This is a genomic window from Oceanobacillus manasiensis (assembly GCF_000724085.1).
GTDB lineage: Bacteria > Bacillota > Bacilli > Bacillales > Amphibacillaceae > Oceanobacillus_B > Oceanobacillus_B manasiensis.
In genome coordinates, this window is record NZ_CCDL010000003.1 from 388,157 (window position 1) to 406,514 (window position 18,358).

Below are 18,358 nucleotides of genomic sequence, written 5' to 3' on the forward strand. Positions count from 1 at the left end.
GAAAAGTTTCCATATATATTACTTAAATAGAAAAGGGGAGATTTAGAGTTATGGTTAAATTTAACTGGAAACGTCTAGGCCTTGTAACAGGTCTTTCACTATCATTGGTTGCTGCAGGTTGCGGTTCTGATGACGATTCATCAAATGGTGGTTCTGAAGATGGTTCTGAGGCAGTAGGCGAGGGTAAAGAAATTGAACTAGCATACGTAGAATGGGATTCTGAAGTTGCTTCCACAAATGTTATTGGGAAGGTATTGGAAGACCAAGGTTATGATGTGAAATTAACACCGCTTGATAATGCCGTAATGTGGGAAGCTGTTGCTAACGGCGAAGCTGACGGTATGGTAGCTGCATGGTTACCGGCAACACATGCAGGGCAGTATGAAGAATATGGTGACCAGGTTGTGGAGCTTGGTACAAACCTTGAAGGAGCAAAAATTGGCCTTGTTGTTCCAGAATATATGGATGTGAATTCTATTGCGGATCTTGATCAAGAAGCTGGACAGACGATTACAGGTATTGAACCAGGTGCAGGTGTTGTAGGAGCAGCTGAGCAAGCTGTTGAGGATTATGGCAACCTAGAGGGCTGGGAGGTACAAACGTCTTCTAGTGGTGCCATGGCTACCGAACTTGGGAATGCTATTGATAAGGAAGATGATATTATTGTAACTGGATGGACTCCTCACTGGAAATTCCAAGAGTATGATTTAAAGTATCTTGAAGATCCAGAAGGTTCATTTGGTGAAGCAGAGACTATTGACACAATGGTTCGTGAAGGTTTAGAAGAAGAGCTTCCAAATGCCTATAAGATTCTTGACCAATTCAACTGGACAACAGATGATATGGAGTCTGTAATGCTTGATATTTACAACGGTGCTTCCCCAGAAGAAGCAGCAGCTACATGGGTAGAAGATAACCAGGATAAAGTAGACGAATGGTTGAATGGTGTAGAATAACACTAGCAATAAGGAAACAAAAAGGCTGGTACCTCATGTGCCAGCCTTTTTATTTTCAACAACAATAATAATAATAATAATAGTATTAAACAATACAACAATGAAGGGATAAGCTTAATTTTATGTTGGAAAACTGGAAGAACCAAATTATTTGGATAACTGGTATGTTACTCGTTTTGTTTCTAGCGGCATGTGGTTCAGGAAGCGATAGTGAGGAAAATGCGGAAGAGAGTTCTGATAGCTCTATGAACATTGGTGAAGAAGTAGACTATACAATTACAGGTATTGAACCGGGAGCTGGAATTACAGTAACTACAGAAAAGGCTATCGAAGAATATGAAAATCTTAATGGTTGGGAGGTTGAACAATCCTCAACTGCAGCAATGGTTACGGAATTGGAAAAAGCGATGAACAATGAAGAACCAATTGTTGTAACTGGATGGAATCCGCATTGGATGTTCACAAAGTTTGATAACCTTAAATATCTTGAAGATCCACAAGGGGTTTATGGAGAAGTAGAACAAATCAAATCCCTTGCTCGAACAGGATTAGAAGAGGAAAAACCGAACGCTTATAAACTTATTGACCAATTTAATTGGTCAGTAGAAGATATGGAAGGTATCATGTACGAATCCTCGGACACTGGTGAAGACATCGCGGCGGTTGCTAAGCAATGGGTTGAGGACAATCCGGATAAGGTGGCAGAGTGGACAGATGGCGTTGAAGATGTGGATGGAGTAGCAGTAGAGCTTGTTTCGACTCCATGGGATTCCGAACGCGCATCAGCAAATGTTGTGGCAGAAGCACTAGAACAAAAAGGTTTTAACGTTACCATTACTCCTGTAGATGTCGCCGTAATGTTTGAGGCAATTGCTAATGGAGATGGGGACGCTACATTGGCTGCATGGATGCCACAAACTCATGCAGACTTTTATGAATCATTTGTGGATGATTTTGTAGATTTAGGTGAGAACTTAGATGGAGCTAAAATTGGTCTTGCCGTTCCAGAATACATGGAAGATATTAACTCTATTGAAGATCTAGAAGCTAAATAGTCTCACACATTAGTGGCTAGAACATATCTTTCTTACTTCAATAAGAACAAAAAACACGCTTGGTTTATAAATATTCACCAAGCGTGTTTCTTTGTGCTCTAAAAGAAGCACTTTTATCCCGGAGCAACCGTCCGTAATACTCCCACTTCAAAACATGAAGTGAAACCGTTAGTTTTTAGTGGGAGTAAACGGACTAACATGCAATTTCGTTCAACTAACAATCAGTGGGAGATATTGAAAACCCCCACTGATTGAAGTTTCACTTTATTATTGATTTTTAGTTTTCATTTTTTCCTCAAGGTCCTTCAGGCTTAATTCAATTTGCTCTAGGTATTGGTGAATATTTTCCTGATGAGGCTCTACAGTATCTTTCCATTCTTCAACAGATTTCTTCATTTCTTGTGTTAGTTCTTTAACTAAAGCAGCACCTTCTTTTGAAGTCTCAGTCAACTGCTTTCTTAATTTTAAGCCATCTTGTTTTAAATTTGCGAGCATGTCTTTCAAATCCGTACCTTGATTTTTCACGCGGTTACGGACATCGCTTCCAGACGATGGTGTGGTGAGTAGGGTTGCGGCAGCACTTACCGTACCACCAACCATCAATCCTAATAATAATGATTTTACATTTGCCATTTAAATACGCTCCTTTCCCTACACTTACTTATAGTTTTCCTCTTTTTCCTGTTTCATCAAACATTTTACTTATGTATTTCTAAAAAATCCTCTGACAAACGAGCTGCCAGAGGATTTTGTTACAATGATGTTATAGGCTGTGACCTCTTCAAAATGCCCTCGACGACTGGATAAATTACAATCATGATCAATGTATTTACAGCAGCTGCTGGAAGAACGACTGTAAGCATTCCAACTATAAATCCACCCTCCATTGCTCCAAGGAAGAAAAGTACAACGCTAAGGAAGATAGCTCCACTAACCATTGTCCCGATTGCAGTCAAAACAGGGGCGCTTATTTTATTATTAACCTTATTCTTAACTAATAAAAACAAAACTAAAAATAGGATTGCAGTAATTGGCTTATCAATTAAATTGGCGATTTGCCCACCAGGGGCTTGTGTAGTCAATGCGGAAATGGCTCCTGTGGCCATTGCCAATAGAACAACATACTTTGGTTGTGGGAATAATATGATTCCTAGGAACATCATGGATAAAAGCATATCCGGCTTTACTCCAAAGAACACACCCGGTATAACAGTATGAAGTACAGTACCGATCCCCACCAATAGTGACAAGATAACTAAAACTTTCGTATTCATTTTACCTCTCCTCTTCTCTGCTTTCTCAGCTACATGAAAATCATGTTTCATTCCTCAACTGTACACTCGTTGTCAGCTGCAGAAATGTATTCTCATTATACCAAATACGTCTATAAATAAAAAGTGCTACTTTTTTATTTTACCCCATAGCAACCGTCCGTAAGACTCCCAGTTCAAAACATGAAGAGAAACCGTTAGTTTTTAGTGGGAGTAAACGGACGCTAACACCCCGATTCGTTCAACTAACAATCAGTGGGGGAAACGAAATTCTCAATAATTGAAATTTCACTTTATGTGGAAATGATACTACGCTACATAGCTTTGCTAATATTATTAGCAATTTCAGTTAGATCTTCTGATGTGTATTCATCTGAATGCACATTCCAATTTGATGAATAGCCGTCACCGTCGCCGTACCTAGGAAGTATATGAATGTGCAAATGAAAGACTGACTGATCTGCTGGTTTTTCATTGTTATTTAGTAAATTCATACCAATTGGATTGTACGTTTTCTTAATTGCATTAGCAATTAGTGGAACACGTGCAAATAATTCTTTTGCTATTTCCGGAGGTGTTTCATAAATATTTTTAGTATGATGCTTCGGTATAACTAGTGTATGTCCCTTTGTAACCTGGCTAATGTCTAAAAAAGCGTAGACATGTTCATCTTCATATACCTTAGCAGAAGGAATCTCACCATTAATTATTTTACAGAAAATACAATCGTTATGAGTCATTGCTAATCCACTCCTTCATTCATTAAATTACTTTTATTGTATAGAGGAAGCGGGCTTAATGCAAAGAAACAGGCATCACTCATTGTGAGCGATGCCTGCACTAAGAAGGACGAAGGGTTTGTAACGAAAATGTGGGGACTTCGTAAACGGTATAGTTTATGCATGTGCATGAACCTCTGGTTACGTAAACCTTTTTGTCAATATCTCAGTATTTCTCTGAGATAAGCTGGCAAAAGGGTTTATTACATTTGGTTACCTTTCGCAAACACCTCATTTGCTGAAATACAAATTTACTTAGATAGTGATCACTGACACCTCGTTTAGTGTAGTGCACGAAACTTCTTTCGCTACTCGATCACTAACACCTCATTTGTAGTTTATTGAAATGAATTGATTGGAAACCTCCGCCCTTCTATCACTAGTTTGCAACCAAAATAAAATAATATGCAGGTAGTCACGTTTTTTGTCAAAATTCAAGGTACAGTTTATTTTGGCAATCAATCTTGGTAATGATAAAATGAAGGAAGATGAAGAGGAGGAAACGTTGTGGAATCATTGCTACATATTAAAGATTTGCATGGGGGTTATACCCATAAAAATGTTTTGCATGGTATTTCTTTTGATGTTTATCCCAAAGAGATCGTCGGGTTAATCGGTCTAAATGGGGCGGGGAAGAGTACGACTATCAAACACATAATAGGATTAATGCAAGCTAAAAAAGGTTCTGTTTCAATTAATGGAAAAATGTTCAAAGAAAACCCTACTTCATATCGAAATCAACTTGCCTATATCCCAGAAATGCCTATATTGTATGATGAACTTACTTTACAGGAGCATTTAAAACTAACAGCAATGGCTTACGGTATTTCGGAAGAGCTCTTTGAAAAACGCTTGCCACCACTGCTAAAAGAGTTTCGAATGGAAAAAAGACTGAATTGGTTCCCTGTCCATTTTTCTAAAGGGATGCGTCAAAAAGTGATGATCATGTGTGCATTTCTTATAGAACCTCCGCTATATATTGTGGACGAGCCATTCGTAGGGTTGGATCCACTCGGTATTCAATCTTATCTTCAGCTAATGGATGAAATGAAGGAAAATGGATCAGGTGTATTAATGTCCACCCATATTCTCGCTACAGCCGAGCGCTATTGTGACCGCTTTGTCATCTTACATGAAGGGGAGATTAGAGCGATGGGCACTTTAGAAGAGTTGCAAAACACCTTTAATATGCCTAAAGCTACATTGGATGACCTGTATGTGCAGCTTACGAAAGAAGAAGATAGCCATGTTTAATTCCCATGACTTTTATAAAAAGAGGTTTTCAGCTCATCTAAAGGAAACAAGTCGTTATTTAAAGTACATATTTAACGGGCATATTGCTGTTGCCATGTTGTTTTTTATTTCGGCATTGGCTTATTATTATCAACAATGGCTTACAGGGCTGCCAGATGACTTCCCGACTGCTGAAATTATGGGTGTGGTCTTAGGGCTATTAGTAAGCTATAGTCCTGTACGTACATTACTTAAAGAGCCAGATCTTGTTTTCTTAATAGCAGCAGAGACAAAAATGCATGCCTATTTCCGTAATTCACTTATTTACAGTTTTGTTATTCAGTTGTACCTCGTTCTGTTAGTAGCTGCAGCATTTGGACCACTCTACTTTGCATCTTTTCCTGGTAGAAGTGGACAGATGTATCTGCTTAGTATAGCTATTGTTCTTGTTTTTAAATTAGGAAATTTAGTTGCTAATTGGTGGATGTTAAAAGTTCGTGAACCTGGAACGAGAAGACTCGATCTAGTGGTAAGAACTATTTTAAATATTGTCGTGTTTTACTTTATTATAAGCGGGAATATGTTGATGGCAGGCATCACATCAATCATGTTCGCTCTTTTATTTCTTTATGATATGAGTGTGTCTCGAAAGCAAGCTGGTATTATATGGGATTTGCTCGTGGAAAAGGATCAGAATAGAATGCAGACATTTTATAGAATTGCAAATATGTTTGCAGATGTACCTCATTTGAAAAATCGTGTGAGGAAGCGACAATGGCTGGTAAAACTCCTTACCAGTTTCACTGTAGACAAAAAGAATACGTTTGACTATTTATACCGCATAACATTTATACGGAGTGGAGATTATCTCGGCATGTATGTCCGCCTTATTATTATTGGAGGATTATTCATCTATTATATTCCTAACTTATGGATGAAGGTTATTTTTGCAATATTGTTTCTGTACTTAAGTTGCTTTCAGATGATGACAATTTATCAACATCATCGGACGAATATCTGGCTTGATATTTATCCAGTAGATGTAAAACCGAAGAGGCAAGCTGTTTTGAAGTTATTGTATCAGCTTTCGATTGGACAAGCTGTCATTTTTTCCCTCGTCTTTTTGCTAATCCAAGCCTATACAGGATTTATAACCACATTACTAGGTGGAATCCTTTTTAATATCCTGTTTATTCAAGGGTATGTAAGAGGCAAATTAGTTTAATAAATCGCACCCGTTTACTTTTTTGGATTAAAAAGCCCGTCAACAGTATTCACTGTCGGCGGGACTTTTACAATTTACTAACGCTCTTGGTATGCCATATAGGCTGTAATTAAAGTTTTTGCTGCAATTGGTAATGCACGCTCATCAATATCAAATTTAGGATGATGATGTGGAAAAGGATTCCCCTCTAAGTTAGCTCCTGTAAAGAAATAAGCCCCGGGTTTGTGCTGGGTATAATAAGCGAAATCCTCTCCCCCCATAACGGGCACGACTGTCTCTCGAGTATGAATATCTTTTATCGCTTCACTAGACTCTAACACAAGTAGCGCTTCCTTTTCATGGTTAACTAATGGTGGGTATCCCTTTGTATAGTCAAAAATGTAGTCCGCATCATTAGAAATACAAACCCCTTTTATGATTTTCTCCATCTCAGCAATAAGGTCGTCCTGTATATTTGGATTAAGATAACGGACTGTCCCAGTCAATGTTGCTTTATCTGCAATTACATTAAAGGCTTTTCCTGCTTCAAATATCCCTACAGTTACTACAGCTGTGTCAAGTGGGTCGAGTCTGCGAGACACAATTTGCTGAAGCTGGGTAATAAGCTGTGCTGCAATAACGATGGAATCTTTCGTTTCGTGTGGGTAAGCACCGTGCCCACCTAATCCTTGGATAGTGATAGTAAATCGATCCGCTCCAGCCATAAATACATCCTTGGAGGTTTGTAATACACCAAGTGGAGTAGTTGCCCACAAGTGTGTCCCAAATACTGCATCCACATGGTCCAAGGCACCTGATTCTACAATTGGCTTCGCGCCACCTGGCGCATATTCTTCTGCATGCTGATGTAAAAATTCAATCGTTCCAGGAAGTTCCTCCTGGAATGCTTTCATTGCTTTGGCTAGTGAAAGTAAAGAGGCGGTATGTCCGTCATGACCACATGCATGCATCACACCATCTACTTTTGATTTGTAAGGTACATCTTTCTCGTCCTGGATTGGTAACGCATCAAAATCCGCTCGCAATGCAACGGTTTTACCAGGTTTTCCACCCTTTAATGTAGCAATGACACCATTACCTCCTACACCGGTTTTGTAAGGAATACCTAGCTTTTCGTAATAATCAGCTATATACTTGGCCGTCTTCGTTTCCTTAAAGGATAATTCAGGATATTGATGTAAATAACGTCTTGTTTCTACCATTTCATCATACAGTTTGTCTATGGATGCGTGGATATCTTGTAACAATTAAATTCCCCCTTGATGAATTTCTAACTATTATAACATTTCAAAGCAAAAAGGGGGGATAGGTGGGAGAGACCAAGGCTGTAAAAAATTTGGTTCTTTAAGTAATGTGGTAGTGCAAGTTCGTTATCGAAATGCTTATTTCTTTTATATTAATAGAGAGATAAAACCCCCATCGTCCAATAGGAAAATGGGGGTGCTACATGAGGAATTATCGTTAAAAGCTCAAGTATTTATTCAGATAAACGCGGATCTGCTAAAAGTCGTTCAATTTCTTCTTTATGGTGTGTTTCATCAGAGATAAGATCTTCTAATTTTACAACAAGCTCTGTGAAACCAAGATTTTCTGCTTGTTTTTTTCTTTCCTCGTAGCGCTCAATAGTGTCAGATTCAGATTGATGGGCAGCTTTTAAAAGATCCTTCACTTCTGTTGGCTGTGGAATGTCAGCTGCTTCTGTGGTTGGAGTTCCACCAAGTGATTTAATTTTCTCTGATAAGTAAAGTGCATGGCCTAGTTCATCATTAATTTCTGCTTCAAAAAATGGTTTTAATGCAGAGCGATATAGCCCTGAAACTACAGACGCGCTGTAGGTATACTGGATGGCAGCACCGTATTCGTTAGCTAAGTCTACGTTTAATCCATCGATTAGTTGCTGTAATTCTTTTTCCATTTCAATCCCGCCTTTAATATTTTTTATCCGCTTATACCTTTCCCTCCTCAGTGTTTTTGAAACCTCATATAAGGTATTATATAGATAGGAGGGATATATAGATGCGATCTAAGAAAATTCATCTATTACTTGTACTACTTGCAGTTGTTACCCTGATGATAGGGTTATGGATCATGAGAATTCTAAATGGCACATTGCCTTATTTAGATCAGTGGACAAGAGGCCCTGTAGAAGGGATTGCTGTGGACTCTCCTTTCTATACAGTATTCCGCTGGATAACCGAATTGGGTTCATCACATTTCACGATTCCGTTTGTAATCCTAATGGCCATTATTCTATATTGGAAGTTCCGCACACTTTTACCTGTACTTATTTTTGCTGGGGGTACCTGGGGAGGCCATTTGATCAATGTGTATATTAAACATGTAGTGGGTCGAGAAAGACCAAGCATTCTGGTTTCAGCAAATGCAGAAGGGTATAGCTTTCCGTCCGGTCATGCGATGATCTCCATGGTGTGTTATGGCTTATTAGCTTACTTTATTGTCCAGTTAGTAAAAAATCCAAAAACAAAAAGGGTCATTCACACCGCATTTGCTGTTTTAATCCTTTTAATAGGGACAAGCAGGTATGTCATTAATGTACATTATTTAACAGATGTGGTAGCTGGTTTTGTATTTGGGTACCTATGGGTGCTGTGTATGATCTTCCTTTATGAATTCCTAAGAAAGAAAGCTCAGTCTTAAGACGGAGTAAAAAGCAATCCGCAGACGGTGCCTCTCTATTAATTGATTTTGTATGATAAGTAGGAGATCAATTAAGGGAGGTAGTTTCAATGGAAATTACTGCACAAGCTCGGGAGACAGTCCCAGTTCCATTAATAAAAAATCGTAACTTTATCCTTTTGTTTTTGAGTGCATTTCTTTCTTCACCAGGTTATTATGTCTATTTAATTGGTGCGGAATGGTTGATGCTCTCCCTAAGTGAAAACCGTTTTTACTTCGGCATGCTTTTCTTAGCGGCTTCTATTCCCAGGTTGCTGTTACTTTCTTCAGGAGGGGTGGTTGCTGATCGGTTTAATAAACGGCTCATTTTGTTTATATCCGATTTGTCACGGGCAGTACTTATTCTTGTCCTTATCATGTTTTTAATAACAGATTCAGTTACTGCTTGGCACCTTATTACACTGGCTGCGTTGTTTGGGATATCAGATGCGTTTAGCTACCCTGTTATAAACTCATTGACACCGATGGTTTTGGAAAAGAATCAACTGCAAAGGGGAAACTCTCTAATTCAAATGACCGCACAAATCAGTCCGATAGCGGGTCCGGCTTTAGGTGGAACTTTAATTGCTGTTCTTGGCTTTACAGGCGTATTTACTGTAGCCATGTGCATGTTATTTATTGCTTCTATAATCGTATTGTTTATACGTTTGAAGAAAGAAGATGAAGAAGAAAGAACAATTCAAACACCTTGGGCAGATTTGAAAGAAGGGCTAGTTTACGCAAAAAAAAATCAGCTTATTATTTCCATTGTTTCAATGGCCTTCTTCCTTAATTTCTTTTTTACAGGGCCATTTACGATTGGCATACCAATTATCGTCAAGGACATTTTTGCGGGAAGTGCAGTCAGTTTGGCGATGGTTCAGATGTCAATGGGGGTCGGTGCATTACTAGGTGCAGTATTTTTAGCTATTAAAGCATTTAAAAAACCTGGAGTTATGGTCGTTCGGGGATTAATTGGTCTCGGTGTTATTTATACAATCATAGGTACATCAGAAACGTTAATATTGACAGCAGGATTAGTGTTAGTAATGGCCTTTACCATGCAGGTCGTTAACATCCCTATTATGACGATGCTACAACAGACAACAGAAAAGCGCATGCTTGGTAGAATGATGAGCCTGTTGATGACAGTATCTACAGGGCTAGTGCCTGTCTCCTATGCCGCTACTTCTTTATTAATTGCAGTAGGGGTGGAAATCCAGGTCATTATTATGGTAAGTGGACTGATTATTACAGGGATTGCGCTAAATACATTACGGAATAAACGCCTGAAGGCTTTTACTCCAGAGGAATAAATTTTAAATTTGATATTGAAAAGGAAGGGAGGAGGAATAAAATGAAAAGTTTTGTCCGTTATTTCATAGCAGTAGTACTCATTGCGCTAGGCATTATGCTCGTTCTTTCTAACATTGGAATAGTTGCATTTGACTTTAACGCAGCCTGGTTATATATATATCCTGCCTTCTTTGTGGTGATTGGTTGCAAATGGCTAATGGATTATTGGAAAAGAAGAGGAGGGACCTGGATCTTTGGATCATTGTTCCTTGTGGCCGGATCGTTGCTGCTTCTTGATAGATTTGGATATATCTCGTTTACATTGGGAGATATATTTAAATTGTGGCCGCTTCTTATTATTTATATCGGTTTTCTCTTAATTGGGAGAAAGAAATACTTCGTAACATATAATAGTAAAGACGAGGGATTCTATACAGATAAATCTCAGAAATCCCATAATTCTTCTTTCTTCTCTGTCGGCAGTTATGAGTACACGTCTCCTAACTGGAAACTTGAACCTATGAACTTAAATAATATGGCAGGCGATTTTTACTTTGACTTTTCTAAAGCCTTTATTCCAGAAAAGCGAACGCCAATCTCCATTAACTCGCTTGCGGGGGATGTTACTATTTTAATCCCCGAAGATATTCCCTTTAGAGTTCATGCTTCTGTCAAAGCAGGAGATATTGAAGTGATAGATATGAATATGGATGGGATGAATCGAACTCTTGATTATGAAACAGAAGATTATGAGCACGCCGTACAAAAAATTGATTTTCATATTCGTTTAAAGGCCGGTTCAATCAGAATCGACTATGTATAAGGGGGGAGCTGTACATGAATAAACGTTTTTCGAGTATACGGTATAGTTATATACGCTCCCATTTATATGGTGTATTTCTAACAACGGTAACTATTTTGTCTATATTGCTTTCAATCTATGTCTTGATTGAACCAGAATGGCTAACACCGCATAGTATTTTTCTCTTTATCTCTTTATATATTGTGCTTGCCATTATTATTTCCCTATATACTGGTTTCAAATCAAGTGGGGACATGAAGGAACGACTCGACTATTTGTCAGTCCTCATCACACAGTTTGCTAATGGTAACTATCAATCTCGTGTTTATTATAACGAAGGAGATGAATTGGCTCGAATTGGCAATGAAATGAACGAACTTGGAGAGAAATTGCAAAGTCAGGTTAAATCTTTACAGCGTATGGCTGATGAAAAAGCCGATTATGCAAAATCTGCACACAAGGCCGCTGTAATTGAAGAACGTCAGCGGTTAGCTAGAGACCTCCACGATGCTGTAAGTCAACAGCTTTTCGCCTTAACAATGATGTCGGAAGCAGCATTAAAGCAATTAGATAAAAATCCAGCAACAGCTAAAAAACAAATGGAGGAAGTCGCTAAATCTGCCCTGCAATCTCAGACAGAAATGCGGGCACTCCTTTTGCATTTGCGCCCCGTCCATCTATCCGGTGATTCCTTATCAACAGGTGTCAGCAAATTAGTAGAGGAACTGAAGCAAAAGAGTAATACACGCTTCCAACTGGGGATACAAGAGGAGTTAGAACTTACAGAGACAATAGAGGATCACGTGTTCCGTATTATCCAGGAGGCGCTCTCCAATATTCTACGCCATGCGAATGCAACAGAGGTTAGACTAGACATATCAACGCGTGCTAATGAATTGTTTATCCATATACGTGATAATGGAAAAGGATTCGATGTGAACCATAGAGTAGAAAAAAAGGCATCCTATGGGTTAAAAACGATGCAAGAACGTTCAGAAGAGCTTGGTGGAACCTTTGTTATACGTTCTGATCAAGAAGAGGGAACTCATATTACCATTCGCATACCGTGTTAAATTAGGAGAAAGGTGAGGATAACATGATTCGAGTAATCGTTGTGGATGATCATGAAGTGGTACGTAAAGGCATCATTGCATACTTACAGACAGATGAAGACATTGATGTGATTGGTGAGGCTTCAAGTGGCAATGAAGGAGCTGAATTAATTTTAAAAGAAAAACCGGATGTTGTCCTTATGGATTTAATGATGGAAAATGGTACGGGAGTCGATGCCACGAGGCAAGTTTTAAAATCAGACCCTTCCATCAAAATTATTATTCTAACAAGCTATTATGACGATGAGCAGGTTTTTCCTGCTATTGAAGCAGGAGCCTTTAGCTATTTGTTAAAAACCTCCTCAGCTACAGACATTCTAGCAGCCATAAAAAAAGCAGCTGAAGGAGAAAATGTTATTGAACCAAAAGTTGCTGGAAGAATGTTGTCGAGTTTTCGTACGGAAGAAAAAAAGCTGCATGATGACCTAACGGAAAGAGAAAGAGAAGTGTTACTTTGTATTGGGAATGGAATGACGAATCAAGAGATAAGTGAGAAGCTTTATATTGGAATAAAGACAGTGAAAACACATGTTAGTAACATTCTCTCCAAATTAGAAGTACAGGATAGAACCCAGGCAGCAGTGTATGTACATAAACAGCAATTAATGAAAGACTAAAAGAATTTCAGATCTAAAATATGACGAAGTTGAGATAAAAAATAAGACAATCCCTTTGTTTTTTTCTCTCCGCATTTGTATAATACCAATGTAACGATTAAATGAGAGGATTTAAAAAATGACTAATCTAACGAAGAAAGCGGAAAATCTGTTACTACTTATATGGGCGCAGGCTTTTATAGCCCTTGCAGGTAGTTTGTTTTTCTCGGAAGTCATGGGCTATGTCCCATGTGAGCTATGCTGGATTCAACGTATACTTATGTACCCATTAGTTATTATATATGGAGTGGCTGCATTTAAAAAACAGGTATCTATTGCACTTCCAGGACTGATTTTAAGTGGAATAGGTATGTTTGTATCACTTTATCATTACCTTGTACAAAAGCTTCCTGCCCTACAGGATGCGGGGGATGCATGTGGTATAGTCCCATGTAACCTTGCCTATGTAAACTACTTCGGGTTTATTACGATTCCATTCCTTGCAGGGATCGCGTTTATTGTTATCTTTGTATTACATTTGCTATTAATCAAAGAAATAAAGGAGAGTACATAATGCAAAAGAAAATTCTCATCTTCGTCGGGGTAATCGTTCTCTTATTTGCAGGCTTATATTTTGTTATAGATTATAAGAATAACCAGGCGGTAGAAAACAGTGATAATCCATACGGAGATAAAAAACTTGAACAAGGTACAATTGACCAACTTGATGATCCGAATTACGGGAACCAAATTATGCCTGACGAGCTTCAGGAAACAGTGGAAAGTGGTGAAGCGGTAACAGTTTATTTTTACGATCCATTATGTGTCCATTGCCAAAACACTACACCTTATCTTGTCCCGCTTGCTGAAGATAATGATGTGGACATGAAAAAAATGAACCTTAGAGAATTTCAGAACCAATGGAATGTATATGGTATCGAATCTACACCAACACTTATTCATTTTGAGGATGGAGAAGAACAAGGAAGAATTGTAGGCCAAGCGCCAGAAGATAACTTCCAACAATTTTTTGATCAATATGTAGTGGAGTAGAAAGACGCGACGGCAAGTGTTAAAAAGGGCACTTAAAATTTAGGGCTCGGAAAAAACACTATTAGGTTGCTGTTCTAAAAAATAGATCGGACAAAGCGTTGAAACGAATTAAACAGTCTCCATCGCTTCGTCCGATTTTTTAGTTGCTTATTCTTTTTCATCGAACATATGATAGGTGGTAATGAAAGGTTTATCGGCATAGTGAGCAGGTGGCTTTGTCGCCGGTCCCTTATGTGATTTCTTGAATTGCTCAGAGTTCTTCCAGTTTTCGAAGTCCTGAACTGACTGCCATTGTGTAAATACGACATAGGTGTTGCCTTTTCGTGGTTTTAAAAAGCGAAATGCCTGAAAGCCGGGCATCATATCGACATCATGTTCACGTTCCTTAAAACGCGCTTCAAAGGAAGCTTTCCCATCTTCTACTACTGTAATGTTGTTCATTACAACATAGCCATCTTCTAATATTTCACCTTTTTTTATAAGAACATCATAATCCCGTCCTGAGTTAAAAACACTTTTTTCTTTCCCTTCATAATAGGCTAAACCACTACTATTACTTGTCATAAAATAAAACTGAATATCCTTATACTTCTCATCCAGTTTTAATAGAAAGTCAATTGTGCCATTTGTCATAAATGCTTTCATAGATTTCACCCCTCAATTTTTTAAAAATAGGTCCATACGTTTCTAAGCTTTTTTCCATTACTATTATTATATTACCCTACGATTTCGTAAATTAGTCAAACAATATAGTGAAACTTCATTAGGTGAGGTAAATTAAAATGATTATTAGGTGATACGAAGTATTAAACTTTAAGAATGGAGAAATCTGTCGTATAATGGATTGTGTGTAGAGGTGAACAAATGAAAAAAGAGCGTACAGGCTTTAAAAAGGGAATGCCCAAGTATGTTAAGGGGATATTGTATAGCTTTGTTGCTATTTTGGTTCTAAGTCTCATAGGTTTTACTCTTATTTTGTATGGGGGAGGCTTAGTAGTAGATGATGAAGCATTTCTTCTTGATTCTACTACAACCATTGAAACGGAAGATGGCACCGTAATTGGAAAGCTATATAATGAGAATCGTGAATTGGTGTCAATAGACAGAATTCCGAATCATGTTAAAAATGCCTTCGTTGCTATTGAAGACCGGCGTTTTTATGACCATGCCGGCGTCGACTTGCGTTCTGTTATGCGAGCCATCGTGCGGGATATTGTGGCCATGAAGAAAGTGGAAGGTGCAAGCACCATCACACAGCAGCTAGCAAAGAATTTATTTTTACATCACGATAAAACAATTATGAGGAAAACAAAAGAAGTAATGGCAGCTATATATATAGAACAGAATTTCACCAAAGATCAGATATTAGAATTATATTTAAATGAGATTTACTTTGGGAAGGGGATCTATGGTATAGAAACAGCTGCAAATTACTTTTTTTCCAAGCCGATAAGTGAATTGTCGATTGAAGAAGGTGCGTTGCTTGCAGGTTTAGCTAAAGCACCAAATGGCTACTCACCTATTGATCATCCTGACAGGGCTTTGGAACGAAGAAATGTGGTATTGCATTCCATGGAAAATGCAGGACTGCTTAATACCGAAAAGAGACTACAGGCAGAAAACCGTGACTTAGAATTACAGTTAAATGAGAGAAAGACAGAACCCTTTTCAGACAGTTATGTGGACTTAGTAATGAAGGAAGCAGCAGATAAACATAATTTGTCTATAAAGGAGCTAAAACGCGGCGGCTATCGTATCGTTGTCAATATGGATGCTAATACCCAACGTATTGCTTATAATCAGTTTCAAAATGAAGCGTATTTCCCAGGAAATACAGAAGGTGTAGAAGGAGCCTTCGTTATGATGGAGCAGGAGACAGGTAGAATTGTGTCTGCACTTGGTGGAAGGTCTTACCAATTGGGGGAGCTTAATCGTGCGGCAGTTAAAAGGCAGCCTGGTTCGACGTTTAAACCTCTGGCTGTATATGGTCCTGCACTAATGCAAGAGTCATATACCCCATATACCCTTATACCTGACAAAGCATTAGATTATAACGGGTATACTGCTACAAATGCAGATGGCCAGTATGATGAATCAGTTTCTATCTATAATGCAATTAAATATTCCAAGAATGCGCCAGCTGTTTGGTTGCTTGATAAACTAGGTATCTCTTATGCAAAGGAGTATCTAGAAAAGCTTAATCTTTCCATAGAAGATGATGGATTGGCAATTGCTTTAGGAGGACTAACTGAAGGAATCACCCCATTAAACTTGATGGGTAGTTATAGTGCTTTTTCTAGAAATGGGAAGATGGTGGACTCTCATACAATTGAGCGCATTTATGATTCGAATGATGAGCTACTCTTTCAGGCAGATACAGTGGAGAAAGAAGTATTTACTGAGCAGGTAGCATGGGATATGACTGAGATACTGTTAGAAACAGTGGAAAATGGCACTGCTTCAGCAGGAAGTTTTTCCAAAGCACTTGCAGGTAAAACGGGCACTACACAGCATCCATTTGTTGAAGGGCAAGTTAAAGATGCTTGGTTTGCAGGGTATACACCAGACTATGTGATGGTAACATGGATGGGCTATGATCAATCTGATGAGAACCATTATTTAACAGGTGGAAGTGCTTATCCAACAGAGCTAACAAAAACGATTTTGACAGAGGTCGATAAGCTAAACCCGTTAACAGAGACATTTACGAAGCCTAAAAATGCTGTTGCTCTAGAAAAACCAATTGAACTACCAGAGATAGAAAACCTTTATGCAACCTATAAATTTGGTGGGTTTTCACTCGTAAAAGCAAAGCTCACGTGGCAAGGTTCCCAAGATGAACGTGTGGTTTATCGGATCTATAGAGTAGAAGATGGAATCGATAAGCGTGTTGCTGAAGTGGAGGGTGAGACGGAATATACAATAAGCAATGCACTTTTCAAATCAAAGCAATACTATATTACAGCATATGATCCCTTGACGAGGCTTGAGGGAGGGAGATCCGATATTGTGGAGTTATCCTGGTAATTTAGACAAATTCATGACAATCAAATGGCTTTGCTATACAGTTGGGAAATAAATCGCTATAGTTAATATTGGATTATGAGAGCGGTTTTTAATCTGCTTACAGTATTGGATACGGATAAAATTATTCTTAATGGTGGATAAAGGATGGATAACATGGTCAAAACAATGAATGACACGTTAATTAAAGCTTACAAAGGGGAAGAGACGAGCCATACGCCGGTTTGGTATATGCGACAGGCAGGCAGATCCCAGCCCGAATACCGAGAGTTAAAGCAAAAGTATTCTTTATTTGAAATAACACATCAACCAGAGCTCTGTGCTTATGTTACACGCTTACCTGTGGAAAACTATGGTGTAGATGCAGCTATTTTGTATAAAGATATTATGTCCCCATTGCCTGCCTTAGGTGTGGATGTGGAGATTAAAAGTGGAATTGGACCAGTGATACACAATCCCATTAAAAATTTTCATGATGTAGAAAAGTTAGGGAGCATTAACCCTAAAGCAGATGTTCCTTATGTGTTAGACACAATTCGATTATTAACAGAAGAGCAATTGAATGTACCATTAATTGGCTTCAGTGGGGCGCCATTTACTTTGGCTAGCTATATGATAGAAGGTGGCCCGTCGAAAAATTATAATAAAACAAAAGCATTTATGTACACAGATTCTGCTGCATGGTTTGCTTTAATGGATAAACTAGCTGACATGGTGATAACGTACGTGGAAGCCCAAATAGAAGCAGGTGCAAAAGCAATTCAGATTTTTGATTCTTGGGTTGGTGCCTTAAATGCTTCTGACTACCGTGTGTTTATTAAGCCAGTTATGACTCGTATATTTTCTGAACTAAGACAGCATGGCGTACCATTGATCACGTTTGGCGTTGGGGCAAGACATCTTCTAATGGAGTGGAATGATCTGCCTGTTGATGTAATTGGACTTGATTGGCGTACATCCATAACAGAAGCACGTGACATTGGTGTAACAAAGGTACTTCAGGGGAATTTGGATCCTACTTTACTTTTAACCAAATGGGAAACAATAGAAGATCGAGCAAAAGCATTAATCGATGAAGGAATAGCTGATGGTAACCATGTGTTTAACCTGGGACATGGTGTAACACCAGATATTAAGCCAGAAACACTGAAAAAACTTACAGAATATATTCATAGATATTCCAAAAGATAGATCGTACATCACTTCATTTGTGCCATCTTTTCTTAGCGGAAGGGTTAACTTTAAAAAGAATTGTAAATTTTAATAGAGAGGTGCTTAAC

The 18,358-nt window shown here is 38.4% G+C and carries 19 protein-coding genes; 13 read left to right on the plus strand and 6 right to left on the minus strand.

What is annotated here, in order from left to right:
• Positions 1-50 precede the first annotated feature (50 nt).
• Both BN985_RS15475 and BN985_RS15480 read left to right on the plus strand, forming a co-directional pair.
• Positions 51-956 carry a glycine betaine ABC transporter substrate-binding protein gene (locus tag BN985_RS15475; RefSeq protein ID WP_042224547.1) on the plus strand — a complete coding sequence of 302 codons (906 nt, stop codon included), beginning with the start codon at positions 51-53 and terminating at the stop codon, positions 954-956.
• Between the two features lie 122 nt (positions 957-1,078).
• On the plus strand, positions 1,079-2,011 hold the full coding sequence (locus BN985_RS15480) for a glycine betaine ABC transporter substrate-binding protein (RefSeq protein WP_042224549.1): 933 nt from the start codon (positions 1,079-1,081) through the stop codon (positions 2,009-2,011).
• Positions 2,012-2,278: 267 nt separating this feature from the next.
• Here BN985_RS15480 and BN985_RS15485 read toward each other — a convergent pair whose 3' ends face one another.
• The 3 genes from BN985_RS15485 to BN985_RS15495 form a co-directional block, all read right to left on the minus strand.
• Positions 2,279-2,644, minus strand: a complete 366-nt coding sequence (locus BN985_RS15485; protein ID WP_042224550.1) for a YtxH domain-containing protein — start codon at positions 2,642-2,644, stop codon at positions 2,279-2,281.
• Positions 2,645-2,763: 119 nt separating this feature from the next.
• Entirely contained in the window at positions 2,764-3,285 is a 522-nt protein-coding gene (locus tag BN985_RS15490; protein WP_042224551.1) for a tryptophan transporter, read from the minus strand.
• Positions 3,286-3,596: 311 nt separating this feature from the next.
• Positions 3,597-4,022 (minus strand): HIT family protein, encoded by a 426-nt coding sequence (locus tag BN985_RS15495; protein ID WP_042224552.1) that lies wholly within the window; start codon positions 4,020-4,022, stop codon positions 3,597-3,599.
• Between the two features lie 546 nt (positions 4,023-4,568).
• On the opposite strand from BN985_RS15495, the gene BN985_RS15500 reads away from it, so the two are divergent.
• Complete coding sequence (locus tag BN985_RS15500; RefSeq protein ID WP_042224554.1) at positions 4,569-5,315, plus strand: ABC transporter ATP-binding protein; 747 nt, start codon at positions 4,569-4,571, stop codon at positions 5,313-5,315.
• Positions 5,308-6,519: an ABC transporter permease gene (locus BN985_RS15505; protein ID WP_042224555.1), complete on the plus strand. Its 1,212-nt coding sequence runs from the start codon at positions 5,308-5,310 to the stop codon at positions 6,517-6,519. The genes BN985_RS15500 and BN985_RS15505 overlap by 8 nt, the downstream gene beginning before the upstream one ends.
• Before the next feature lie 77 nt (positions 6,520-6,596).
• On the opposite strand, the gene BN985_RS15510 is transcribed toward BN985_RS15505, so the two are convergent.
• Positions 6,597-7,766 (minus strand): M20 metallopeptidase family protein, encoded by a 1,170-nt coding sequence (locus tag BN985_RS15510; protein WP_042224557.1) that lies wholly within the window; start codon positions 7,764-7,766, stop codon positions 6,597-6,599.
• Between the two features lie 230 nt (positions 7,767-7,996).
• Positions 7,997-8,434 carry a ferritin-like domain-containing protein gene (locus BN985_RS15515; RefSeq protein ID WP_042224559.1) on the minus strand — a complete coding sequence of 146 codons (438 nt, stop codon included), beginning with the start codon at positions 8,432-8,434 and terminating at the stop codon, positions 7,997-7,999.
• A 101-nt stretch (positions 8,435-8,535) separates the two neighbouring features.
• Between BN985_RS15515 and BN985_RS15520 the strand changes: the two genes are divergently transcribed.
• The 7 genes from BN985_RS15520 (at position 8,536) to BN985_RS15550 (ending at position 14,054) form a co-directional block, all read left to right on the plus strand.
• Positions 8,536-9,177, plus strand: a complete 642-nt coding sequence (locus BN985_RS15520; protein ID WP_042224560.1) for a phosphatase PAP2 family protein — start codon at positions 8,536-8,538, stop codon at positions 9,175-9,177.
• 89 nt (positions 9,178-9,266) lie between these two features.
• Positions 9,267-10,511: an MFS transporter gene (locus BN985_RS15525; RefSeq protein ID WP_042224562.1), complete on the plus strand. Its 1,245-nt coding sequence runs from the start codon at positions 9,267-9,269 to the stop codon at positions 10,509-10,511.
• A 41-nt stretch (positions 10,512-10,552) separates the two neighbouring features.
• On the plus strand, positions 10,553-11,314 hold the full coding sequence (liaF, locus tag BN985_RS15530) for a cell wall-active antibiotics response protein LiaF (protein WP_042224564.1): 762 nt from the start codon (positions 10,553-10,555) through the stop codon (positions 11,312-11,314).
• A 14-nt stretch (positions 11,315-11,328) separates the two neighbouring features.
• Positions 11,329-12,366 carry a sensor histidine kinase gene (locus BN985_RS15535; protein ID WP_042224565.1) on the plus strand — a complete coding sequence of 346 codons (1,038 nt, stop codon included), beginning with the start codon at positions 11,329-11,331 and terminating at the stop codon, positions 12,364-12,366.
• A 23-nt stretch (positions 12,367-12,389) separates the two neighbouring features.
• A complete protein-coding gene (locus tag BN985_RS15540) occupies positions 12,390-13,022 on the plus strand; it encodes a response regulator (protein ID WP_042224566.1) in 633 nt (210 codons plus the stop codon).
• A gap of 118 nt (positions 13,023-13,140) precedes the next feature.
• Positions 13,141-13,575, plus strand: a complete 435-nt coding sequence (locus BN985_RS15545) for a disulfide oxidoreductase (RefSeq protein WP_042224567.1) — start codon at positions 13,141-13,143, stop codon at positions 13,573-13,575.
• Complete coding sequence (locus tag BN985_RS15550; RefSeq protein ID WP_042224568.1) at positions 13,575-14,054, plus strand: thioredoxin family protein; 480 nt, start codon at positions 13,575-13,577, stop codon at positions 14,052-14,054. Before BN985_RS15545 ends, BN985_RS15550 begins: the two co-directional genes overlap by 1 nt.
• 147 nt (positions 14,055-14,201) lie before the next feature.
• Here BN985_RS15550 and BN985_RS15555 read toward each other — a convergent pair whose 3' ends face one another.
• Positions 14,202-14,699: an antibiotic biosynthesis monooxygenase family protein gene (locus tag BN985_RS15555; RefSeq protein WP_042224569.1), complete on the minus strand. Its 498-nt coding sequence runs from the start codon at positions 14,697-14,699 to the stop codon at positions 14,202-14,204.
• 219 nt (positions 14,700-14,918) lie between these two features.
• Here BN985_RS15555 and BN985_RS15560 point away from each other — a divergent pair, with 219 nt between their 5' ends.
• Both BN985_RS15560 and hemE read left to right on the plus strand, forming a co-directional pair.
• Positions 14,919-17,081, plus strand: a complete 2,163-nt coding sequence (locus BN985_RS15560; protein ID WP_052360714.1) for a transglycosylase domain-containing protein — start codon at positions 14,919-14,921, stop codon at positions 17,079-17,081.
• A 153-nt stretch (positions 17,082-17,234) separates the two neighbouring features.
• Complete coding sequence (gene hemE / locus BN985_RS15565) at positions 17,235-18,269, plus strand: uroporphyrinogen decarboxylase (RefSeq protein WP_042224906.1); 1,035 nt, start codon at positions 17,235-17,237, stop codon at positions 18,267-18,269.
• The last annotated feature ends 89 nt before the right edge of the window (positions 18,270-18,358 follow it).

Coding starts and splice junctions, on each gene's coding strand:
- BN985_RS15475 (WP_042224547.1), top strand. CDS start 51: ATGGTTAAATTTAACTGGAAACGTCTAGGCCTTGTAACAGGTCTTTCA.
- BN985_RS15480 (WP_042224549.1), top strand. CDS start 1,079: ATGTTGGAAAACTGGAAGAACCAAATTATTTGGATAACTGGTATGTTA.
- BN985_RS15485 (WP_042224550.1), bottom strand. CDS start 2,644: ATGGCAAATGTAAAATCATTATTATTAGGATTGATGGTTGGTGGTACG.
- BN985_RS15490 (WP_042224551.1), bottom strand. CDS start 3,285: ATGAATACGAAAGTTTTAGTTATCTTGTCACTATTGGTGGGGATCGGT.
- BN985_RS15495 (WP_042224552.1), bottom strand. CDS start 4,022: ATGACTCATAACGATTGTATTTTCTGTAAAATAATTAATGGTGAGATT.
- BN985_RS15505 (WP_042224555.1), top strand. CDS start 5,308: ATGTTTAATTCCCATGACTTTTATAAAAAGAGGTTTTCAGCTCATCTA.
- BN985_RS15515 (WP_042224559.1), bottom strand. CDS start 8,434: ATGGAAAAAGAATTACAGCAACTAATCGATGGATTAAACGTAGACTTA.
- BN985_RS15520 (WP_042224560.1), top strand. CDS start 8,536: ATGCGATCTAAGAAAATTCATCTATTACTTGTACTACTTGCAGTTGTT.
- BN985_RS15525 (WP_042224562.1), top strand. CDS start 9,267: ATGGAAATTACTGCACAAGCTCGGGAGACAGTCCCAGTTCCATTAATA.
- liaF (WP_042224564.1), top strand. CDS start 10,553: ATGAAAAGTTTTGTCCGTTATTTCATAGCAGTAGTACTCATTGCGCTA.
- BN985_RS15535 (WP_042224565.1), top strand. CDS start 11,329: ATGAATAAACGTTTTTCGAGTATACGGTATAGTTATATACGCTCCCAT.
- BN985_RS15540 (WP_042224566.1), top strand. CDS start 12,390: ATGATTCGAGTAATCGTTGTGGATGATCATGAAGTGGTACGTAAAGGC.
- BN985_RS15545 (WP_042224567.1), top strand. CDS start 13,141: ATGACTAATCTAACGAAGAAAGCGGAAAATCTGTTACTACTTATATGG.
- BN985_RS15550 (WP_042224568.1), top strand. CDS start 13,575: ATGCAAAAGAAAATTCTCATCTTCGTCGGGGTAATCGTTCTCTTATTT.
- BN985_RS15555 (WP_042224569.1), bottom strand. CDS start 14,699: ATGAAAGCATTTATGACAAATGGCACAATTGACTTTCTATTAAAACTG.
- BN985_RS15560 (WP_052360714.1), top strand. CDS start 14,919: ATGAAAAAAGAGCGTACAGGCTTTAAAAAGGGAATGCCCAAGTATGTT.
- hemE (WP_042224906.1), top strand. CDS start 17,235: ATGGTCAAAACAATGAATGACACGTTAATTAAAGCTTACAAAGGGGAA.